At 58.0% G+C, this 21393-nt stretch carries 20 protein-coding genes; 16 read left to right on the top strand and 4 right to left on the bottom strand.

Going from position 1 to position 21393, the window contains the following annotated elements; all coding sequences use genetic code 11:
* Nucleotides 1–44: 44 nt before the first annotated feature.
* The 7 genes from ML541_RS09680 to ML541_RS09650 all read left to right on the top strand — a co-directional run bounded on the left by ML541_RS09680 (nucleotide 45) and on the right by ML541_RS09650 (nucleotide 6291).
* A complete protein-coding gene (locus ML541_RS09680) occupies nucleotides 45–1049 on the top strand; it encodes a sulfate ABC transporter substrate-binding protein (RefSeq protein WP_243372577.1) in 1005 nt (334 codons plus the stop codon).
* Between the two features lie 36 nt (nucleotides 1050–1085).
* The gene (gene cysT, locus ML541_RS09675; protein WP_243372576.1) at nucleotides 1086–1913 is read left to right on the top strand and encodes a sulfate ABC transporter permease subunit CysT; all 828 of its coding nucleotides are present in this window, start codon (nucleotides 1086–1088) and stop codon (nucleotides 1911–1913) included.
* A gap of 86 nt (nucleotides 1914–1999) precedes the next feature.
* A complete protein-coding gene (gene cysW / locus ML541_RS09670; protein ID WP_243372575.1) occupies nucleotides 2000–2872 on the top strand; it encodes a sulfate ABC transporter permease subunit CysW in 873 nt (290 codons plus the stop codon).
* Nucleotides 2873–2901: 29 nt separating this feature from the next.
* Complete coding sequence (locus ML541_RS09665) at nucleotides 2902–3972, top strand: sulfate/molybdate ABC transporter ATP-binding protein (protein WP_243372574.1); 1071 nt, start codon at nucleotides 2902–2904, stop codon at nucleotides 3970–3972.
* 21 nt (nucleotides 3973–3993) lie between these two features.
* Nucleotides 3994–4158 carry a YezD family protein gene (locus ML541_RS09660; protein ID WP_243372572.1) on the top strand — a complete coding sequence of 55 codons (165 nt, stop codon included), beginning with the start codon at nucleotides 3994–3996 and terminating at the stop codon, nucleotides 4156–4158.
* Between the two features lie 235 nt (nucleotides 4159–4393).
* Nucleotides 4394–5737, top strand: coding sequence for a porin (locus ML541_RS09655; protein ID WP_243372571.1), 1344 nt, complete (start codon nucleotides 4394–4396; stop codon nucleotides 5735–5737).
* 137 nt (nucleotides 5738–5874) lie between these two features.
* A complete protein-coding gene (locus ML541_RS09650; RefSeq protein WP_243372570.1) occupies nucleotides 5875–6291 on the top strand; it encodes a hypothetical protein in 417 nt (138 codons plus the stop codon).
* A 132-nt stretch (nucleotides 6292–6423) separates the two neighbouring features.
* Here the strand turns inward: ML541_RS09650 and ML541_RS09645 are convergent, their stop codons facing one another.
* From ML541_RS09645 to ML541_RS09635, 3 genes are all read right to left on the bottom strand, one after another.
* Nucleotides 6424–7569, bottom strand: coding sequence for a DUF1343 domain-containing protein (locus tag ML541_RS09645; protein WP_243372569.1), 1146 nt, complete (start codon nucleotides 7567–7569; stop codon nucleotides 6424–6426).
* A gap of 85 nt (nucleotides 7570–7654) precedes the next feature.
* The gene (locus ML541_RS09640; protein ID WP_243372568.1) at nucleotides 7655–8620 is read right to left on the bottom strand and encodes a rhomboid family intramembrane serine protease; all 966 of its coding nucleotides are present in this window, start codon (nucleotides 8618–8620) and stop codon (nucleotides 7655–7657) included.
* A 36-nt stretch (nucleotides 8621–8656) separates the two neighbouring features.
* Complete coding sequence (locus ML541_RS09635; RefSeq protein ID WP_243372567.1) at nucleotides 8657–10228, bottom strand: hypothetical protein; 1572 nt, start codon at nucleotides 10226–10228, stop codon at nucleotides 8657–8659.
* Between the two features lie 204 nt (nucleotides 10229–10432).
* On the opposite strand from ML541_RS09635, the gene truD reads away from it, so the two are divergent.
* The 6 genes from truD to ML541_RS09605 all read left to right on the top strand — a co-directional run bounded on the left by truD (nucleotide 10433) and on the right by ML541_RS09605 (nucleotide 16750).
* Nucleotides 10433–11629 carry a tRNA pseudouridine(13) synthase TruD gene (truD, locus tag ML541_RS09630; protein ID WP_243372566.1) on the top strand — a complete coding sequence of 399 codons (1197 nt, stop codon included), beginning with the start codon at nucleotides 10433–10435 and terminating at the stop codon, nucleotides 11627–11629.
* A 25-nt stretch (nucleotides 11630–11654) separates the two neighbouring features.
* Nucleotides 11655–11978 (top strand): sodium/substrate symporter small subunit, encoded by a 324-nt coding sequence (locus ML541_RS09625; protein ID WP_243372565.1) that lies wholly within the window; start codon nucleotides 11655–11657, stop codon nucleotides 11976–11978.
* Nucleotides 11971–13494 (top strand): VC_2705 family sodium/solute symporter, encoded by a 1524-nt coding sequence (locus ML541_RS09620; RefSeq protein ID WP_243372564.1) that lies wholly within the window; start codon nucleotides 11971–11973, stop codon nucleotides 13492–13494. Before ML541_RS09625 ends, ML541_RS09620 begins: the two co-directional genes overlap by 8 nt.
* A 70-nt stretch (nucleotides 13495–13564) precedes the next feature.
* Entirely contained in the window at nucleotides 13565–14797 is a 1233-nt protein-coding gene (locus ML541_RS09615) for a putative nucleotidyltransferase substrate binding domain-containing protein (RefSeq protein ID WP_243372563.1), read from the top strand.
* Between the two features lie 6 nt (nucleotides 14798–14803).
* On the top strand, nucleotides 14804–15613 hold the full coding sequence (locus tag ML541_RS09610; RefSeq protein ID WP_243372562.1) for a sugar phosphate isomerase/epimerase: 810 nt from the start codon (nucleotides 14804–14806) through the stop codon (nucleotides 15611–15613).
* A 312-nt stretch (nucleotides 15614–15925) separates the two neighbouring features.
* Nucleotides 15926–16750 carry a polysaccharide deacetylase family protein gene (locus ML541_RS09605; RefSeq protein ID WP_243372561.1) on the top strand — a complete coding sequence of 275 codons (825 nt, stop codon included), beginning with the start codon at nucleotides 15926–15928 and terminating at the stop codon, nucleotides 16748–16750.
* A gap of 232 nt (nucleotides 16751–16982) precedes the next feature.
* On the opposite strand, the gene proC is transcribed toward ML541_RS09605, so the two are convergent.
* A complete protein-coding gene (gene proC, locus ML541_RS09595; protein WP_243372559.1) occupies nucleotides 16983–17795 on the bottom strand; it encodes a pyrroline-5-carboxylate reductase in 813 nt (270 codons plus the stop codon).
* A gap of 256 nt (nucleotides 17796–18051) precedes the next feature.
* Here proC and ML541_RS09590 point away from each other — a divergent pair, with 256 nt between their 5' ends.
* The 3 genes from ML541_RS09590 to nspC all read left to right on the top strand — a co-directional run bounded on the left by ML541_RS09590 (nucleotide 18052) and on the right by nspC (nucleotide 21388).
* Nucleotides 18052–18600 carry an XRE family transcriptional regulator gene (locus ML541_RS09590; RefSeq protein WP_243372558.1) on the top strand — a complete coding sequence of 183 codons (549 nt, stop codon included), beginning with the start codon at nucleotides 18052–18054 and terminating at the stop codon, nucleotides 18598–18600.
* Between the two features lie 284 nt (nucleotides 18601–18884).
* Nucleotides 18885–20078, top strand: a complete 1194-nt coding sequence (locus ML541_RS09585) for a saccharopine dehydrogenase family protein (RefSeq protein ID WP_243372557.1) — start codon at nucleotides 18885–18887, stop codon at nucleotides 20076–20078.
* Between the two features lie 155 nt (nucleotides 20079–20233).
* A complete protein-coding gene (gene nspC / locus ML541_RS09580; RefSeq protein WP_243372556.1) occupies nucleotides 20234–21388 on the top strand; it encodes a carboxynorspermidine decarboxylase in 1155 nt (384 codons plus the stop codon).
* Nucleotides 21389–21393 lie beyond the last annotated feature (5 nt).

The raw sequence follows: 21393 nt of genomic DNA, 5'->3' as shown, positions 1-21393 counted from the left end.
TAGATATGTAATATTATGAGCAGCAAATAAAAGGAGGTATTACAATGAAGACATTGATCGGTAAGGCTCTTCTCGTCGCAGCCCTGGCAACAAGCATACCTTTGACCGCTTTTGCCCAGGTCAATCTGCTGAATGTTTCCTATGACCCGACCCGCGAATTGTATCAGGATTTCAACAGCGCCTTTGCCAAGCAGTGGAAAAAACAGGCCCGGGAGGACGTCACCATCAAACAGTCCCACGGTGGTTCCGGCAAGCAGGCTCGGGCCGTTATCGACGGTCTCGACGCCGATGTGGTGACGCTGGCCCTGGCCTACGACATCGACGAAATCCACGATCGGGCGAAACTCATACCGCAGGCATGGCAGAAGCGCTTGCCCCACAACAGTTCTCCCTACACATCCACCATCGTCTTCCTGGTCCGTAAGGGTAACCCAAAGAAAATCAAGGATTGGAGCGACCTGGTCAAGCCCGGGGTGTCCGTCATCACTCCTAATCCCAAAACCTCGGGGGGGGCCCGCTGGAATTATCTGGCAGCATGGGGGTATGCCCTGAAACAGAAGGGTGGTAACGAAGCCCAGGCGAAGGAGTTCGTCCGCAAGCTCTTCAAAAATGTACCGGTATTGGACTCGGGAGCACGGGGTTCCACCACCACCTTCGTCCAGCGCGGTCTGGGAGATGTGCTTCTCGCTTGGGAAAACGAGGCCTTCCTGGCGGTGAACGAACTGGGGAAAGACAAGTTCGAGATCGTCGTGCCCTCGGTGAGTATCCTGGCCGAGCCCCCGGTGACGGTGATAGACAAGGTGGTTGATCGCAAGGGGACGCGCAAGGTGGCCGAGGCCTATCTGAAGTATCTCTATACGCCGGAGGGACAGGAAATCGCGGCACGGCATTACTACCGCCCCCGGGACAAAAAGGTTGCGGCAAAATACGGCAAAATCTTTCCCAAGGTAAAGCTCCTTACCATCGATCAGCAGTTCGGCGGCTGGCGCAAGGCGCAGAAGGTCCACTTCGCCGATGGCGGCATCTTTGACCAGATTTATGCCAAGTAAGAAGAGAGACAAGGGTGAAGAGTGAAGGGGTGAAGAGTGAAGAAGAGCCAACGACATAACGTGCTGCCGGGTTTCGGCCTGACTTTGGGGTACACGATCTTTTACCTATGCCTGATCGTCTTGATCCCTCTTTCGGCCCTGGTCTTCAAGACGGCGACCATGTCCTGGGGAGATTTCGTTGCCGCCGTAACTGCGCCGCGGGTGATGGCTTCCTACCGGGTCACATTCGGTGCGGCACTGCTGGCCGCAGCCATCAATGCGGTCTTCGGCGTGCTGGTAGCCTGGGTGCTGGTGCGTTACCGCTTTCCGGGCAAAAGGCTCGTGGATGCCCTGGTGGATCTTCCCTTTGCTTTGCCCACTGCCGTGGCCGGTATTACCCTGGCGTCGGTCTATGCGCCCAACGGCTGGATCGGCAAGTTGCTTGAGCCCCACGGCATCAAGGTAGCCTACACCCCCCTCGGCATTCTCGTGGCCATGGTTTTTATCGGACTCCCTTTTGTGGTGCGGACGGTGCAGCCGGTCCTGGAAGAAATGGAGGCGGAACTGGAGGAAGCTGCCGCCTGCCTGGGGGCCAACCGCCTGCAGACCTTCGTCAGGGTGCTGTTTCCGGTGATGCTTCCTTCCATACTTACCGGCTTCGCCCTTTCCTTTGCACGGGCGGTGGGTGAATACGGCTCGATCATCTTCATCGCCGGCAATATGCCGATGGTTTCGGAGATCACGCCGCTTCTGATCATCACCAAGCTGGAGCAGTACGATTATGCCGGAGCTACGGCCATTGCTTCAGTGATGTTGCTGGCCTCGTTCATCATGCTCTTTGCGGTGAACCTGTTGCAGAAGTGGAGCAGGCGGTTCGCTGGGTAATAAAAAGAACCTTTAACCACGAATTGCACCGATTGGCACGAATAGAGGCTGATGGTTTGGACCTTGATTTTTTATGTGAGGAATCAATGAATGTTGCTGGAGTGCTGACAACTAAAAAGGAGCTAAGTAGCAGAAATGAGCTGACGGAGCCGTTGCTGGTGCGCTGGCTGCTGATCGCCGCGGCGCTGGTATTTCTAGGCCTGTTCCTGCTGGTGCCGCTGGCTGCGGTTTTCAGCCAGGCATTGGAAAAGGGTTTCGAGGCCTACCTTGCCGCCCTCAAGGAGCCGGATGCCCTGGCTGCCATCAGGCTGACGCTGATTACCGCAGCTATCAGCGTGCCATTGAACCTGATCTTTGGCGTGGTGTCCGCCTGGTCCATCGCCAAGTTCGATTTCCCAGGCAGGAGCTTCCTCATTACGCTCATCGATCTTCCCTTCTCGGTGTCTCCGGTTATCTCCGGTCTCATCTACGTGCTCCTCTTCGGCCTGCAGGGGTGGCTGGGGCCGTGGCTTCAGGCGCACGACATCAAGATAATTTTTGCAGTGCCGGGGATCATCCTGGCAACGATCTTCGTCACTTTTCCATTTGTCGCTCGCGAGCTGATTCCCCTCATGGAATCCCAAGGGAAAGATGAGGAGGAGGCTGCGCGGGTGCTGGGAGCGAGCGGCTTGCAGACATTCTGGCGGGTGACCCTGCCTAATATCCGCTGGGGCATCCTCTATGGGGTCATCCTCTGTAACGCCCGGGCCATGGGCGAATTCGGCGCTGTTTCCGTCGTTTCCGGCCATGTGCGCGGCTCTACGAATACCATCCCGCTGCATGTGGAGATCCTTTACAACGAATACAATTATGTGGCCGCCTTTGCCGTGGCGTCCCTTCTGGGGATGCTGGCCATTGTCACCCTGGTGGCCAAGAGTTTCGTCGAGTGGCGGATCAGGACCGTGAAGGGTGAAGAGTGAAGGCGCATCAAAGGAATGGGGAAGAACAGATGAGCATTGAAGTCAGGAACATAACGAAAAGCTTCGGGGGGTTCACCGCCCTGAAAGATGTCAGCGTCAACATTCCCACCGGTGAACTGATCGCCCTTCTGGGGCCCTCCGGTTGCGGCAAGACCAGCCTTTTGCGGATCATTGCCGGGCTGGAAACCCCCGATCAGGGAAGCATCCACTTCCATGGTGCCGACACCACCGGGAGGGACGTGCGGGAGCGGAAGGTGGGATTCGTTTTCCAGCATTACGCCCTGTTCAAGCATATGACGGTATTTGATAATATTGCCTTCGGACTGCAGGTGCGGCCGCGTAAAACCCGCCCTTCGAAGAATATTATCGCTGACAAGGTGCACGAACTCATCCGGCTGGTGCAGCTGGAGGGCATGGCCGACCGCTATCCTTCGCAACTCTCCGGTGGCCAGCGGCAGCGGGTGGCGCTGGCCAGGGCGCTGGCCGTAGAGCCCCAGGTGCTGCTCCTGGACGAGCCCTTTGGCGCCCTCGATGCCCGGGTGCGGCAGGAACTCCGTCGCTGGCTGCGGCGCCTTCATGACGAGCTGCATATCACCAGCGTCTTTGTCACCCATGATCAGGAGGAGGCGCTGGAGGTGGCCGACCGGGTGGTGATCATGAATGCCGGGCAGGTGGAGCAGGCCGGAACGCCGGAAGATGTCTATGACCATCCGGCCACCCCCTTTGTCTACAACTTCCTCGGCAACGTCAATCTCTTCCATGGCCGGGTCGACCAGGGACAGGCAAAAATGGGGGCGATGGAGCTTTCCACCCCGGAACTGGCGGCGGTGCCGGACCGGCCGGCGGTAGGCTATGTGCGCCCCCACGACTTGGAGCTTGAGCGTACTTACTCGGACAGCTCGTCGGTGGAGGCGGCCGTTCGTCACATCCACGCTGTCGGTCCCATCGTGCGTATTGAGCTGGAGCGCGGGGATACCTTTGAGACCATGGAAGCCGAGTTGACCAAGGATGCCTACCAGAAACTGGCGCTTTTGGTTGGGGAGAGAATCTTTGTCAGGCCGAGGAAATACCGCGTATTCGTCGATGACTATCAGATCTGAGATGGCAACACTGGGGGAACTATGGTGAACAATGCTGAAATTGTGGGGAGACAGCCATGGAGCACGGAATTGCAAGAGAAGATACGTGATTCCCTTGCCGCCATCCGTTTCGGGACCTTGACGCTGGTCATTCAGGACGGAAGGGTTATCCAGATCGACCGCAACGAAAAGATCAGGCTGACATAATAGAAGCGTCGGCGAAAAGCGCCGCTTGCAAGCACATACCATTAGTTTACCGGACAAACTGGAGGCTAAGTCATATCCCGCGGGATAGCTTAGCCTTTTTTTTATCCTCACCAAGGGGCACCGGCTTTACGAACAAAGGAGGTCATGGTTCAGGAGAGGTCGCCGGGACGGCGTACCGGGCAGACCGAGATTTGCTGGCAACTTGCAGCTATTATTTTCAGGAGGAAGAAGGACAATGGGAAAAGTGAGAACATTGATCGGCACTACGTTGACATTGGTCATCATGGGGACAGCAGGGGCTGTATTGGCGGAGGAAACACCGGCAAGACAGGCAGTAACGGTCGAAGAGCGGATCCAGGAACTGGACCGCAAGCTGCAACTGCTGGAGGAACGGCGGGGGGCAGAACAGGCCCAGAAAAATTCCGCTGGAGAGGCTATCGTCGGGGCGGGGAAGGATGGCTTTTACCTTAAATCATCCAACGGGAACTATCAGTTGAAGCTGAGGGGTTATGTCCAGGCTGATGGGCGCTTCTTTGCCAATAGCAAAGATGCGGGGACCGACCAGTTCCTGGTGCGCCGGGTGCGTCCCATCATTGAAGGGACCATTGCCGGCAACTTTGACTTCAGGATCATGCCCGATTTCGGCAACGGTAAGACAGAACTGCAGGATGCCTACCTGGACATCCGTTTTCTTCCTGAGCTGAAACTGCGGGGAGGGAAATTCAAAGCGCCGGTGGGGCTAGAACGGCTCCAGTCAGGCACCGACATCCTTTTTGTGGAGCGAGGCCTGCCTACAAACCTGGTACCAAACCGGGATGTGGGGTTCCAACTGCACGGTGAGGCATTCCAGGGCGGCTTGAGCTATGCTTTCGGCGTTTTTAACGGCGTTGCCGACGGTGCAAGTGCAGACGGCGATGGAGGGAACGACAAGGAATTTGCCGGCCGGATCTTCTTCAGGCCCTTCAAAACAGCGGCTGTGCCCGCCTTGTCCGGGCTCGGCTTGGGGATTGGCGGCTCCTATGGTGATACCTCCGGCACCCTGCCGTCCTTCAAGACACCGGCCCAGGAGAAATTCTTCTCTTACAGAAGTACTACCTCGGCTGGCGGAAACCACTACCGCGTTGCTCCCCAAGGCTATTACTATTGGAATGCACTGGGGATCCTGGGAGAATACGTGCTTTCTTCACAGGATGCGGCAAACGGCTCGCGGGTGACGACTTTGAAAAACGATGCCTGGCAAGGGGTCTTGTCCTATGTCCTGACGGGGGAGAAGGCTTCTTACAAGGGGGTCGTTCCCAGGAATGCCTTCGATTTGCAGAAGGGTACCTTCGGCGCCTTCCAGGTGGCGGTTCGTTACGGCAGGCTCAACATCGACCGTGACGCGTTTCCGGTTTTTGCCGATCCGGCAAAATCGGCACGGTCGGCCTCATCAGCAGGAGGTGGGGTTAACTGGTACCTGAACAACAACGTCAAGGTAGCGTTCGATTATGAACAGACGGATTTCCACGGAGGTGCGGCCACGGGGAAAGATCGGGAAGACGAGAAGATATTTTTGAGCCGATTCCAGATAGCCTTTTGAAACAATGGCTTCTGAACCTCTCCGGGCTGCGGATTTGGAACCGCAGCCCGGCGTTTTACCGTAAGGATTTGTCGGCGTGAAAAAGTCAGGTATGCTTTAGATGACGCTGGTGAAACTGCTGATTGGTGGGGGATTTCATGAAGCTCTTACTGCTCATTGCCGTATGCAGCGCCATGGCTGCAGGTACCTGTCTCGCCGCCGATTCTTCGATCTGCAACCCGGGAACGGATGTCAGCTACTTCCCTGACGGCTCCGTCATGTCCTGCAGGCTCAAGGACTTCTACCGAATCGATGGCATTACCTGCAATCAACTGGAAACCATCACCTTTCATGGCAACGGCAGGCTGCAGAGCTGTGTAACCAGTGAAGAGACGACTGTCGGCAGCATCCCCTGCGCACGTTACGGCTGGATCAGCTTTTACCCCTCCGGAAAGCTGGAGCGCTGCACTTTGCGGGCGATTACCGAGATCGAGGGAAAACGCTGCAATCAGCAGACACCCGTGACTTTTCTGGAGAGCGGCAAGCTCCTCTCCTGTTCGATTCCGCCGGAATAGCCACTGTTTTTTCCCTTCTCGCTAAATCTCCCTGGTCGGCTCATCCTCGTAGAGCAGATAGTTCTTCCGTAGTTTCAGGAAATCGGCAATTTCCTCCGCCCAGAGGCGGCCGATCTCTTCGGGAGATTTGCCCTACTCGATTGCCTGTCGCGCCAGGTCCGAACCTGCCATATCCTTGAAGCCCTTGCGAAAGAAGCTCTTCCTGGCGGACGGGGGAAGCCCTTCATATAACGCTGAGAGCACCGCCATTCCCACCTCTACAGGCTGCACTGCCAGGTAATCGTCCACCACCAGCTCGATACCGTCCACATGCCGGTTCATCTGCTTCGGCTGAGATGCCTTCCCCGGCATGGAGACGGGAATAAACTGTACCGGATCGAAGCGCACGCCGGCCAGTTGTTCCCCATTGAGCCGTCTGGCCAGCGCCTCCCGGTCGATGCCCGGTATGCCTGCCAGGCGGAATGGCTTTTCGGTCCCCCGACCTTCGCTGGCCCCGGTTGCTTCCAGAAGGCCGATGCCAGGATATAGGAGGGCGCTGGCAAAGTCGGGAATATTTGGACTGGTAGCCAGCCAGGGGAGGCCCGTGTCGGGCCAGCGCATCCAGCGTTGCCAGCCCTCCATCCTGACGACGATTATTTCCAACTGGGCGAGCCCTGGCAGCATCGCCGCACCCTTGATCATCATCGCCAGTTCGCCTACAGTCATGCCGTGGGCAATGGGAATGGGGTAAAAGGAGGTGAAGGTTGCTGGCTGGTCTTTCCTGACAAACCCGGAGACATAGTCGCCCCCCAGTGGATTCGGCCGGTCCAGGACCATGAAGGGGATCCCCTTTTCCGCCGCGGCTTCCATGACCAGCCCCATGGTGGAAATGTAGGTATAAAACCTTACCCCCACGTCCTGGATATCGAAAACTACCAGGTCAACGCCCTGAAGATCTTCCTGTTGCGGCTTCCTGGCTGCTCCGTAAAGACTCTTCACCGGAATACCGCCGTAGGAACTGTTGCCGATGTGGATGCCGTCTTCTGACGCACCCTTCAAGCCATGCTCGGGGGTGAAGATGATCGCGGGGGGGATATGCTCCTTGAGCATCAGGTCGATGAGGTGGATGCCTCCCACCACTGCGGTATGGTTTGTCACCAGGGCGAATTTTCTGCCGCGCAGCAGGGCAAAATCGTTGCCGGCCAAAAGCTCGGCGCCGGTTTTGACCGGTGCTGCAATGGTGGGGGAGGGTATACCGAGGAAGGTAAGGAATATGACGGCAATGATGCAGCGAAGCACAGTTAGTCACCTTTGATACAGTGTAAGCCGGCACAGCTTAGCCGAAACCGTATGCCGCGACAATAGTTTTTGCGTTTGTATTTTCTTATCGGCCCGGGGGCGTGATGCCTTGAATGCTGCCGAAGAGAGCCAGCCACCATGCGCCGAGGACGATGGTGGCAGCGGCGAGGGCAAGAAGGGCGTTGGCAAGCGCTTTCGGTTGTCCGAATCGCATCGTTGCCGGTTCGGCGAGAAAGCCTATGACCGTACCGGAAATAAAGCCGAAAAGATGGGCCCCCAGGTCGGTGTGTTTTCCTTCAGTGCCGAGCATGGCCAGAAGTGAGAGGGCGGCGGCGATGGGAAGGATGCGGCGCTTCTGCAGGGGATGGGGATGGCGGAGCATATTGACGGCCGCCAGGATGCCGACGGCGCCGAAAACGGCGGTGGATGCGCCGATGGAGGTATGTTGCGGCCTGTTCAGCCATGCGTTGATCAGGTTTCCCAGCATGCCGGAGAGGAGGATCAGGCTCCAGGCCAGGCCCGAGCCCAGCTGCCGGCAAAGCCAGAAGGCAAAGATGCCGCCGATGGCCAGGTTGCTCAGGAGATGCCCGGCATCGGCGTGCAGGGTCAGCGCCGTTGCCAGCCGCCACCATTCTCCGGCGAGTATCCTGGAAGCATCGGCATTGCCCAATGCCTGCCACTGGATGTTTGCATGGTTGCCGATGTCTATGTCCAGGCGGGTGATGTTGTGAAAGGTCGCCAGGAGCAGCAGCACCGACAGGGTGCTCAGGGTGTTTTCCCGCAGGGGGGTGAGCTGGTGCATGGGAGGAGGCCAAGCACGATTCTCCCCCTCGAAGAGGCGCAGCTCTTCTCTGGCGGTAATGAGGTAACGGTCGGGGACGAGGATCAGCCAATCACTGCCGCTCTTTTCCGTGCGGCAGGGGATGCCCCGGGCTTCAAGCACCAGTGTCCAGAGGCGTGCCCGCCGCTCCGGCACATGCCCGTTCTCCTTCCACACCCCCAGATCCGCCGGGATGCACAACCAGTCCGTTTCTTCAGCCTCCCATTCCATGCCTGCCAGTATGGCAGATCGGCTCTGTCTCGTCCATCAGGAAACGCACATCTTCTCATTCGTGCCGGAAAGGCTGCGGTAGTGCCTGATAAGGCAACTGGTGGAGCTGTCGTGGCCGGAGGCAGCCGACCCCAGTTCCAGTTCTCTGGCGATATCCACGGCCTCCAGCTTTCCCGCCTCCATCCGTTGTCGGTCCGTTACCCCCCATCGGCCGACGACCTGCTGGGTAAACGCGGCATGCTCATAGAGGGTCAGGAGTTCGCCGAATACTTCGGGGGTCAGGCTTTCCGCAAGGATGGTGTTGCTGGGGTGGTTCCCCTCCATGGGGAGGTAGTGCCGTAATGCCTCGGGACATTCTCCGTCCCGGAAATCGGTTGCATGCCTGCCGAAGGCAAGGGATCTGGTCAGGGCGAACATCTCCGCCATGCGCAGGCTGGTGCTTCCCCCGTCCTCCTCATCCCGGCAAAAGCCGATAAAGTCGCACGGGTACAGGGTGTTGCCGTCGATGATCTGCTGGCAGACGGCATCGGGGGCATGGAACGTTGCCTCATCGTTTTTTGAGGATGGTTCTCCGATCCCCGGGTTGCGGCTGTTGCCGGCCAACAGTCGATCCACATGGGCGGGAAGGCTGCAGAGCTGCCGGTGGTAGGGGAGAATGGCCAGCTGACTGCTGCCGTAGAAGTTGCCGTACCAGATGCGAAGCAGCCCCATGATCACCGGCAGATTGCGATTTAATGGTGCGGTGCCGAAATGCCGGTCCATGGAACGGATGCCGGCGAGCATCCGCGTGAAAATGGAATTCCCGAGGGCGATGATGGTTGGAAAATCCATCAGTCTCCCCCTTGCCCTGTTGTGGTGAGCGGCGTTCCGGTTGTCGAAGATATTGCCCGGATCGATGCCGAATTTCCTTGCCTCGCTCCCATTGCCGGTGGAGGCGATGAAGTGCCGGGCCACGGCGCTCTCATCCCGCATGGCTTTGAGAATCCAGCGGCGGGCGGTGTGGGCACAGGCCATGGTCTCGCGGCAGGCGAAGGTATCGGAGACCACGGTGAAAAGGGTTTCAGCCGGATTCAGTTCGCCGAGCATGGAGCCGAATTCCGTGGAGTTGGTTCTGGTGACGAAAAGAGTGGCCGATTCGCCGCCGGTGAACTGCTTCAGTGCCCCGTGCGCCATGGGGGGGGCGGGGTCGCTTTCATCCACGTTGATGATGATCACCGTTTTGATGCGCATGCCGCTATAACCGGTCCAGGCGCCGTTCCATATCCTGTCGGCAAGAGCAGTCATTCTTGAGAGTTCTCCATCCCTTTCCAGTGCCTGCTGAAAGGCCGTCAGACCTCCTATTTCATCGTAGGCCGAGAACCTCTCGTCTATTTCCCCCGGCAATCCCCTCGCCCGGGCCAGGTCAATGAGAAGCTCCATGGTTTTTCCGGTGATGAGGTTTTTGGAGTAGTCGAGATAGATACTTTTTTCTTCGATGCTGAAACGCTCGCCGCGATGACGGTCTTGGGCAAAGAGCTGAAGCAGATGGGAGTTTTTCATCAACTGGTGGTGGACCTTAAGTGCCTGCCATTGAATGTGCGTGGTTGAGGTATGTTCTGCCGATGCCATTTGTTCTCCTCGGGTGCCGCGGTTCAGAGAGCCTGCGGGTTGTGATGGTATTAGGTTATTTTAATTGAAAATTCAGGGATGGCAAATGGAGGCGGTGGAGATTCTTCTGCTCCTGCCGGAAACAGTTGAATCCTGTTGAAAGATGCGCGGGCAGGCGGTATTATGTGGCGAAATTAAAAAACAGGGTTTTATTTGGAGGGAGTGTTGCATACCTTTCTTACCCGGGACATACCAGGCATCGGCGGCATCTTCAAGGAGACGGCGGAAGACTTCCGTGTGACAGAAATCCCATTGTACGAGCCTTGCGGGGATGGAGAGCATACCTATGCCGTGATTGAAAAGAGTGGCATCACCACCCTTGAGGCCGTCCGCCGCATAGCCAGGACAGTGGGGGTAGGGGAACGCGATGTGGGCTACGCCGGCATGAAGGATGCCCGGGGTATCACCCGCCAGACCATCTCCTTGCCCCGGGTGGCACCCGAGCAGCTGCTGAGGTCGGAGCTGCCGGGTATCAAGATCGTGTCGGCGGTGCGCCACAAAAACAAACTGAAGCTGGGCCATCTGCGGGGCAACCGTTTCCGCATCCGCATCGGCGGTGTCGATGGCGATGCCGGCACACGCGCCGCTGCAGTACTTGCCGTCCTGGAGAAAAGGGGGGTGCCGAATTTCTTCGGCGAACAGCGTTACGGCGCCCAGGGCAATTCCCATCTGATCGGCGGCGCCATGCTGAGGGGAGACTATGGAGGCGCCATAAATGCGCTGATCGGGGAGCCGGACAGGGTGACCGACGAACGCTGGCGGCTGGCCATCGAGGCATTCAAGGCGGGGGATCTGGAAAAAAGCCTCGGCGTCTTTCCGCCCCATTGCCGAACTGCGCGGGAGCTGCTGCAGAAACTGGTCAGGCTGCCCGATGCACCGGAAAAGGCCTTTCGTGCCGTTCATCCGCGGCTGCGCAAGCTATACCTGTCCGCCTTCCAGTCAGAGCTGTTCGACCGGGTGCTTGCTGAGCGTTTGGACAGCCTGGACCGGGTTTTTGATGGGGACGTGGCCTATAAGCACGATAACGGCGCCTGCTTTCTCGTCACCGATGCCGCTGCCGAGGCGCCGCGGGCGTCCCTCTTCGAGATTTCGGCCACCGGCCCCATGTTCGGCTGCCGTATGAAGGAGCCGGAAGGTGAGCCCCTGGTCCGGGAGCGGCGGCTCTTGGAGGCTGAAGGCCTGACCCTGCAGAGCTTTGCCCTGGACGGAGGGCTGCGCATGGAGGGAGAACGCCGCCCCCTGCGGGTGCCGGTCAAGGAAATCGGGATAGAGACTGACGGATCGGGGCTCGTGCTGGAGTTCTCCCTGCCGAAGGGCTCCTACGCCACGACGGTCCTGCGGGAAGTGATGAAACCATCATAGCGACAAGCACCGGGGAGGTGTGACGATGAACGCTGGCAAAGAACCATACCGCGTCAATTTTTTCAGGCCCAAGCGCGGTTATATGCGCGATGAGGTTCGCATTACCATCCTGATCCTGCTGGGCTGGCTGATCCTGACCTTCGGCTTCCAGCTGCTGCTGGTTCTGCTCGGGGACCGAAGCGGGCAGAGTGCCTTGACTCTCCGCACCTTTTTCACCTTGCCCTTCCATTTCTGGTTTACCGGCCAATTCCTGCCACTTTGGTTCATCATCCTCTGCATCGCTTTCAATCTTTGTATTGACCGCCTCAGCGAAAGTCACAGCCGCAGGAGAGACAGATCCTATGACTAGCCCAAACCTATCCATCTGGCCGCTGATTTTTGTTGTTGCCGTTCTCATCGCCTTCGTTCTGGCCGGTTTGAGCGCCAAGACGCGGGAGAGTTCCAGCTACGGTTTCGGCGGACGCTATATCGGCCGTGTCGGGGGAGGAGCCGCAATCGCCAGCAACTGGATGAGCGCGGCCAGCTTTCTCGGGCTCGCCGGCATCATCTATCTGGAAGGCTACCTTGGCTTTGCCTACGTCATCGGCTGGACCGGCGGCTACGTGCTGCTCCTGGTGCTGATGTCGGGGCAGATCCGGCGCTTCGGCAAATTCACCACCCCCGATTTCGTCGGCGACCGCTACGATTCCGATGCCGCCCGTTTCATCGCCGCCCTTGTTTCCATCGTTATTTCCATAATTTACAGCGTGGCCCAGTTCAAGGGGCTCGGCATGGTCTTCGCCTGGCTGCTGGGGACCGACTATACCACCGGGCTCATGGTGGGGGCGGCGGCGGTGGTTTCCTACGTAGTCATCTGCGGCATGCTGGGGGTGGCGAGGAACCAGCAGATGCAGTACTTCGTCCTGATCGTCTCCTTCATCGTCCCTCTCATGTTCCTGGCCTGGAAGCTGGGATACTTCTGGATACTGCCCCAGTTCGGTTATGGGCAGGGAATCCAGGACCTGGCACGGGAATTCCGGGTCGATTTTGCCACCCCCTTTGTTGCCGGGTCCTTTTTCCAGTGGAGTGCCCTCTGCTTTACCCTGATGGTGGGGACTGCCGGGCTTCCCCACGTGCTTTCCCGCTTCTACGTGGTTCCCAACATCCGGGACGCGCGCTGGAGCCTGGTCTGGGGGCTCTTCTTCATTGCTCTCATCTACTGGTCGGCCCCTGCCTATGCCGTCTTTGCCAAACTGCTGGAGGCGCGAAACGGCATCATGCTGGACTTGGCAACAGCCCGGCAGGTTGCGGATCTTACCGTTCTGAAGGCGGCACAGGGAGCACCCGTCTGGCTGACCGGCATCCTTGCCGCCGGCGCCGTCAGCGCCACCTTCTTCAACGTGGCGGGGCTGCTCATGAACGGCGCCGCCTCCTTTTCCCACGATATCTATTACCGGCTGATCAATCCCCTGGCTTCGGAAGCCCGAAAAATGGCCATGGCCAAAGGAGCTATCCTGGCACTCGCCGGCATCGTCTTTCTCCTGGCGCTGCGACCCTGGGCCATGATCGCCGAAATCACCGCCGTTGCCTTTGCCCTGGCGGGAAACACCTTTTTTCCTGTCTTCCTCATGGGCATCTGGTGGGGGAGGGCGAACCGCCAGGGAGCCATTGCCGGCATGATCACCGGCATCGTCGTTACCTTTTCGTCGCCGCTTCTGGCCGGTGCATTGCCAGTTGTGGGCAAGCTTTTTCCTTTGACCGCCTCTGCCCTGTGCGGGGCGCCGCTAGTTATCGCCGTGATAATAGCCGTTTCGCTGTTGACCCCACCCCCCGATGAAGAGATGCAGCGCTTTCTTGCCGAACAGGTGCATGGACACCTTGATTGAAGAGTGAAGAGTGAAGAGTGAGGGCGTGGATCCTGCTTTACTGCAGAGTCATGTTACAGGAGTGACTTGAATGGCGATTTTTCTTGGTGCCAAGGGGGGTGATATCGTTGCCACCCAGAGCGCTACCCATCTGCTGGCTGCCGTGCGGGAAAAACTGGCGGCGAAGATGGCCTATCTCCTCGTGGGGGAAGACGAGGCGCTGCTCTGCGGGTTGCGTGATCGTATAGGGGCGGAGCTGGACTTCGAGGAAGAATGCTCGCGCCTTTTCCGCCTGCAGATGGAGGAATTGTCGCGGCTTGAATTTGCCGACCAGCTCCCTGATGCCTGCAGCCGCTTCACAGCCCTGGCCCGGGACCATTTCAACAGAAGGGGCTCGGTCATTGCTTTTCATGGCCTGTATGCCGCTTTTCTCGAACTTCTGCTTCGCAGGGCTCTTGCTTTGGCCGAAGCTTGCACCGAGACGGCACCGTCAGAACCCAATTCCTGCTGCCTTATGGCAACTGGCGATGCCGGGCGTGGCGAGTCGCTGCCGGGTACAGTTTCCCGGTACTTCCTCATTTATCCCGACTTAAAGACAGAGCTTGCGGGCTGTTTCGAGGAGATGGGCTACCGCCTGATCGCCCTCCTGGAATCGTGTGGCATCTTTGCCATGGGCCACCGCTTTTCCGATGATAGTGGATTGTGGCAAGGCTCTGAGAGCCAGTGGCGAAGCTGGTGCTCCAGCAGGATTCAGCGGGGAGAAAAAGTCGGAGAGACCTTGGCTCTCCTTGGTGATTTAAGAGGCGTTGCCGGAGACAAAACTCTCATGGCAGGCATGAAAAGCGTTGCTGCAGAGGCGCTGTCACAAACGCAGGAAAAGGATATCTTTGCCCAGGCGGTGCGAAAACTCTCTTCCCTGCCGGTGGCACTGGGGATGTTCGGCACCTTGAAAACCCTTCGCAGCGGTGAGCACCGTGGCCGGTTCAAGCTGCACGAAGCCGCTCTGCATCCGCTCATGATCAACGTGCGCATTCTGGCGGTGCATCATGGTCTGCAGGAAACGGGGACCATCGGGCGGATCAAGGGACTGGTCGATGGCGGTCATCTGGCGGTGGACCTGGCAGACCGACTGCTCAGAGCCTACCACCTCCTTGCCGGCTGCCGGATCAGGCACGCCATCGTAATGGATGATTGGGCCGCGCAGGAGTTTTACCTGAATCCCGATGAACTGGGAGAAGAGGATGCCTATCAGTTCAAGGGTGCCCTTGAGGCTGTTGTCAACCTGCAGAAGCTTGTCTACCAGCTATTTTCGGAGCAAGGGTAGGGGGCCATGAAACTTTCCATATCCACAGGCACCCTCTTCACCTTTCCCCTGGACAGGGTCTTCGCCATCGCCGGAGAAACCGGCTTCGACGGCGTCGAACTGATCATCAACCACGAATTTCAGAAGGTGAACAGCCGCCGCCTGATCAAGGCCCTCTCGGAGATCCTGCCGATCCTTTCCCTGCACGCCCCGTTCATGCTCCTGGACGGATGGGGCACCCCCATGGATTCCTTGAAGCGGTCGGTGGAAATAGCCGCGGACTGCGGCGTGCCGCTGGTCAACTTTCATCCCCCTTCATGGCTGGGGGGGGAATTCCGTTTCTGGCGCTGGCTCTACCGGATCATGGATTTTCAGGAGGAGGTGGGGCGGGCCGGGGTGATGGTGACCCTGGAGAACATGCCCTGGGTGGGAAGATACAAGATCAACCCCCACATCCTTGCCAATACGGAAAAAATGATCGACTTTCTCCACGAAAGAAACCTCTTCCTTACCTTTGACTGCACGCACATGGGTTCGGGGAAAGCCAACTTTATCAATGACTTCTACCTCTTCTATAACTCGGGGCGCATCCGCAATATCCACTTTTCCGATTACGGTCACGGCCGGGAACACCTGCTGCCGGGACGCGGCATCCTCCCCCTGACCCGATTCCTCAACCACCTGCGCAATACGGACTACAGCGAAACCTTGACCCTGGAGCTGTCTCCCCACGAATTTCCCCGGGACGAACGGATCATCGTCGAAAGCCTCAAGGAGATCAGGAGTTATCTTGAGCGGGAGACGAGGCAGCCAGGCCCCGACGAGGTAAAACTGTAAGTGGATGTCGGAAGGCTGTTGTGGCTTCGGGAGTGAGCGACTGAGCCACAGCGGCGAGCGGACACCCGCCGCTGGTTCAACGGAGCGCGAGAAGTTTCATCCACTGTGATAGGCTGCTTAGGGAGTCGGCACTGCTAGGTCCGCAGCTGTGGCGACCGAGCGAACGGACGAGGCCGCGACAGCCGGAATCTCTGGGATAATCACGAAGCACCTCTAATCTTCCCAATGATTTTTCCATCAATTTAGTTTCCGTCCCTTGCAATTTCCGTTACACTGACCGGAGTCAATAATCTCCGGAGGTATGAAAGTCCCATGAAGTCCCGACTGCTGCTGTTCGTCCTGTTGTTCTCTCTTTTCACCATCCTTCCCGTTCATGCCGCACCACCTGTAGCAAAGAATGGAACCCCTGCCGCAACCCAGTCACCCAATGTGCCGATCCTGCTCTACCATCGCTTTGGTCCCACCGTAGCCGACGGCATGACCATCAAGACATCCGTCTTCGAGGAACATCTCAAGTTCCTGCGCGACAACGGCTACAAGGTCATTCCCCTACGCAAGCTGATAGATTACTATCAGAAGAAGGGTCCGGCCCCCGCGCCCAAATCGGTGGTGATCGTCGAGGATGACGCCCATAAGAGTGTCTATAGCGATATGCTTCCACTGGCAAAGAAATACAATGTGCCGGTCACCGTCTTCGTCTATCCGTCCGCCATCTCCAACGCCAAGTACGCCATGACCTGGGATCAGCTGCGGGAGTTGAAAAAGACCGGACTCTTCGACATCCAGTCCCACACCTTCTGGCATCCAAACTTCAAACGGGACAAGAAAAAGATGACCCCGGTGGAGTTCGAGAAGTCCGTGAACACCCAGCTGAAGAAGTCCAAGGAGCGGCTGGACAAGCAATTGGGTATCTCTGTGGATATGCTTGCCTGGCCTTTCGGCATCTACGATGACTACCTCTTGAAAAAAGCCGCTGAAGCAGGCTACAAGGCGACTTTCACCATCGAGGCCCATCATGCCGGCCCCAATGATAACATCATGAAGCTTCCGCGCTACCTGCTCATCAACGCCGACCAGGGCAAGGCCTTTGCCCAGATCGTTGCCGGCGCGGCACCGAAGCGGAATATTGCCTTTTAGTGGCAGATCAGGGCTCTCCCAAAAAGCATCCCTGCCCCGACTGCCGCTTCTGCCAGTGGTGCTCCGATGACCGCTGTCGCATGTGCCTGGGTAAAGGGTGCCAAGGGAAAAGAAAGCTCTCCATCGCAGAGCAGATCGCCCTCTATGAGTTCCTGAACCGGAAATCCGCAGACAAAAAAAGCGGTTGAGTCATCCGACTCAACCGCTTTTCTTTTCGAAGAATTTCAATTCGTTACTTTTTTCCCAGTTCCGCCGATCGCGCAGTTGCCGCATCCACTGCAGCCATGACCGCATTGCGGATTCCTGCCTTTTCCATGGCGGCCACGCCGGCAATAGTGGTGCCACCAGGCGAGGTGACCTTGTCCCTGAGGACGGCCGGGTGCTCGTGGGTCTCAAGGAGCAGCTTCGCCGTGCCCAGTACGGTCTGTGCCGCCAGGCCTGTGGCCGCTTCGCGAGTTAGGCCGTTCTTTACGCCGGCGTCTGAAAGTGCCTCGATGAAGGTGAGCACGTAGGCGGGGCCGCTGCCCGAGAGCCCCGTGACCGCGTCCAGCAGCTTTTCTTCCACCACCCAGCTTTTCCCCACCATATTGAAGATATTGCAGGCCAGGGAAAGGTCTTCACCGGTGGCGTGGCTGCCGGCAGAGAGTGCTGCCGCACCCTTCATCACCAGGGCCGGCGTATTGGGCATCACCCGTACCACTCGCGGTGTCCCTCCGAGCAGTTCCTCGACGGCGGCGGTCTTTACCCCCGCCATGATGGAGATGAACAGTTGGTCGGGACGGACGGTACCCTGTAACGCCTGCAAGGCCTGGGCATGAATCTGCGGTTTGATGCAGAGCAGGATGACCGTGCAGGCGCCCATGACGGCGCTGTTTTCCCCGGTGACGCTGACTTCGTATCGCTCTTGCAGGAAATCCCGGCGTGCTGCTAGCGGCTCAGCCACCAGGAGCTCTTTCGCCGGAACTCCGCCGCTGATCAGCCCTTTGATCAATGCTTCCGCCATATTGCCACCGCCGATGAAGCCGATTTTGTTCTCTTTTATCATCAGGTCCTCCAACTGTATCTCAAGTTTTTCGCTCCCTGATAGGTAATCAATCCATATATAAAAGTCAATAAAAAGAAGCCTATTCTCTTGGACTTCCCCCCGCAAAAAACATTTGACATGGGGAACTACTTATATTATAAACCTTAGCCGTTTGTGCTGAGATTAAACATAAAGTTTAGAAATGCTAAACTCGGCATCCGACAAAAAGTTTACCATTACTAAACCTGAAGTCGAATGGCAAACTGTGGAGGCATGTTTGAAGATCGGTGAGCGATTGAAACGGCTGAGAATGGTCAATTCTCTGACCCAGGAAGAACTGGCCAGCCGTGCCGACCTGACCAAGGGGTACATCTCGCAGCTGGAAAACGATGCCACATCTCCATCCATTGCCACGCTCAAGGACATTATCGATGTCTTTGGCGTGAGTATGCAGGAGTTTTTCAGTGACGTTGCCGATGACGAAAACGTCGCTTTCGGCAAGGATGCCCGGGTGCAGGCCACCCATGACGACGAAGGGATAAAGGTGGAACTACTGGTGCCTGGCGCCCAGAACCGGGAGATGGATCCGGTGCTGGTGACCCTGGAGCCGGGTGAGGAGATGGATGAGCAGCCGGTCCACGAGGGTGAGGAATTCGGCTATGTGCTGAGCGGCAGGATTCAACTGAAACTGGACGAGAAGACCCACACCATCAAAAAAGAGGAATGTTTTTATTTCACTTCCGATAAGAAGCATACGGTCAAGAACATCGGTAAGACGGCAGCAAAGATACTGTGGGTAGTGACACCCCCCACCTTCTATTATTAGGGGGATGTGATCTTCACGTCATCTCGACGCGTCCTCGGAAATCCCTTTGTGCGGCGTAGCGCTGCTACGCCTCCGCTTGGATTTCCTGCGGGTGCGCCGACCTGACGCAAATCTCGCATCCTTGGCAGTCTCGGTTTTTAAACCTACGGGGCGTCAGATTTGCGATGATAACGGCGGAAGCGAGGAGGGACGGCCGCAGGCGTAGCAGCGCTACGCCGAGGACCGGACCGACGAGCACACGTCGTTAGCGCGCAAATATGGCGGCCCTTCTCAGGAGGCGTTCCATGAGCAAAGTACTGATAATTGGTGCCGGCGGTGTTGGCCAGGTCGTGACCCACAAATGCGCCCAGCGGCGGGACATCTTCAGCGAGATCACTCTGGCATCCAGGACCAAAGCCAAATGCGATGCCATCGCCGCCCAGATTTCCTCCCCCATCAACACCGCCCAGGTCGATGCGGACAACGTGCCCGAACTGGTCGCCCTGATAAAAAAGGTGCAGCCGAAGCTGGTGATCAACGTGGCGCTCCCCTACCAGGACCTGCACATCATGGATGCCTGCCTTGAGACCGGCGTCGATTACCTGGATACCGCCAATTATGAGCCGCTGGACACGGCCAAATTCGAGTATTCCTGGCAGTGGGCCTATCAGGACCGGTTCAAACAGGCGGGCATCATGGCCCTGCTCGGCTCCGGCTTCGATCCCGGTGTCACCAACGTCTATACTGCTCTGGCCGCCAAAAAGTACCTGGATGTGATCGAGGAGTTGGACATCATCGATGCCAATGCCGGCTCCCATGGCCAACCCTTTGCGACCAACTTCAACCCGGAGATCAATATCCGCGAGGTAACCGCCACCTGCCGCCATTGGGAAAACGGCGCATTCCAGGAGTCTCCGCCGCTGTCCACGAAGCGCGTCTTCGACTTCCCGGAGGGTATCGGTCCCATGAACATCTACCGCCTTTACCATGAGGAGATGGAGTCCATCGTCAAGCATATCCCCACCATCAAGAAGGCCCAGTTCTGGATGACCTTCTCCGACAATTACCTGAAGCACTTGGAGGTGCTGCAGAACGTGGGGATGACCCGCATCGACGAGGTGGAATTCCAGGGGCAGAAGATCGTCCCCATCCAGTTCCTGAAGGCGCTGCTCCCCGATCCGGGCTCACTTGGGCCGCTGACCAAGGGGAAGACCTGCATCGGCGTCATTGCCCGTGGGCTCAAGGATGGCAAACGCAAGCAGGTCTATATCTACAACATCTGCGACCACGAGGCCTGCTATAAAGAGGTGAAATCCCAGGCCATTAGCTACACTACGGGGGTTCCGGCAGTGGTCGGCGCCATTATGATGATGACCGGCAAGTGGCACGGGCCGGGGGTGTGGAACATGGAGCAGTTCGATCCGGAGGTGTTTTTGGCGGAGCTGGGGCCGATGGGGCTGCCGGAGGTGGTGGTAGAAGGGGCGTGGCCGGAACTGTAAAGTAAAGGGGCGATACCTTCCCCCCATCTCGACGCCGTCCTCGGCGGCCTCCTTGTGCGGCGTAGCGCGGCTACGCCTCCGCGGGACTTCCTGCGGGTGCGCCGACCTGGCGGAAACCTCTCGCCCCAGATGTTCTTTTTAAAAAGGCATAGGCCATGACTGGTATCGACATCGACAAAATCCTTAAGCTGGCTCCTTCCCCCGCATATGTGGTGGACCTGGGGCGGTTGCGCCATAACCTGGCCATCCTCGATGACGTCCAGCGCCGGAGCGGCGCGAAGATTCTTCTGGCGCTGAAGGCTTTCTCCATGTGGTCGGTCTTCCCCATCATCCGGGAGACGCTCCACGGAGTTTGCGCCAGCAGCCGGTGGGAGGCGCGCCTGGGACGCGAGGAGTTCGGGCGCGAGGTGCATTCCTTCGCCGCAGCGTTCAAGGAGAGCGATGTCAGGGAACTGCTGCAGCTCTCCAATCACCTGGTATTCAATTCATTCAACCAGCTGGAGCGCTTCCGGCCCCTATGGGAAAAGGAACAGGGAAGGGTGTCGGTGGGGCTCAGGGTCAATCCGGAACATTCCGAGGGGCATACCGCCATTTATGATCCCTGTGCACCCAATTCCAGGCTCGGTATACCGCGACGTGAGTTCGAGGGACGTTCCCTGGAGGGGGTGGAGGGGCTCCATTTCCATACCCTGTGTGAGCAGCTTTTCGAGCCTCTGGAGCGGACGGTACAGGTCTTCGACGAGAAATTCGGCCGTTTCATGGCCGGCATGAAATGGCTCAACCTGGGGGGAGGGCACCATATCACCCGTGAGGGTTATGATATCGACGCACTGGTGGAACTGGTGAAGTGCCTGAAGGGGAAGTACGGCGTGGAGGTCTACCTGGAACCTGGCGAGGCCATAGCCATCGGCACCGGAATCCTGGTCGGCGAAGTGATGGATGTGGTGAAGAACGGTATGGACATCGCCATCCTCGACGTTTCCGCCACCTGTCATATGCCTGACGTGCTGGAGATGCCCTACCGTCCAGGAATCACCGGCGGCTTCGACCCCGGTGAGAAGCGCTACACTTATCGCCTGGGTGGGCCATCATGCCTGGCTGGGGACGTCATCGGCGACTGGTCGTTCGATGAGCCGCTCAAGCCGGGAGACCGGCTCGCCTTCGAGGACATGTCCCACTACACCATGGTCAAGACCACCACCTTCAACGGTATCCAGCATCCGGCCATCTGCACCTGGGAGCCGGAGACGGAGCAGTTGAAGGTGGTGCGGCAGTTTGGTTATCCTGATTTCAAGAGCAGGTTGTCGTAGGGGGG

The sequence above is a fragment of the Geotalea sp. SG265 genome, from assembly GCF_022808985.1.
Taxonomy (GTDB): domain Bacteria; phylum Desulfobacterota; class Desulfuromonadia; order Geobacterales; family Geobacteraceae; genus Geotalea.
This window is presented reverse-complemented; position numbering and strand designations above follow the sequence as displayed.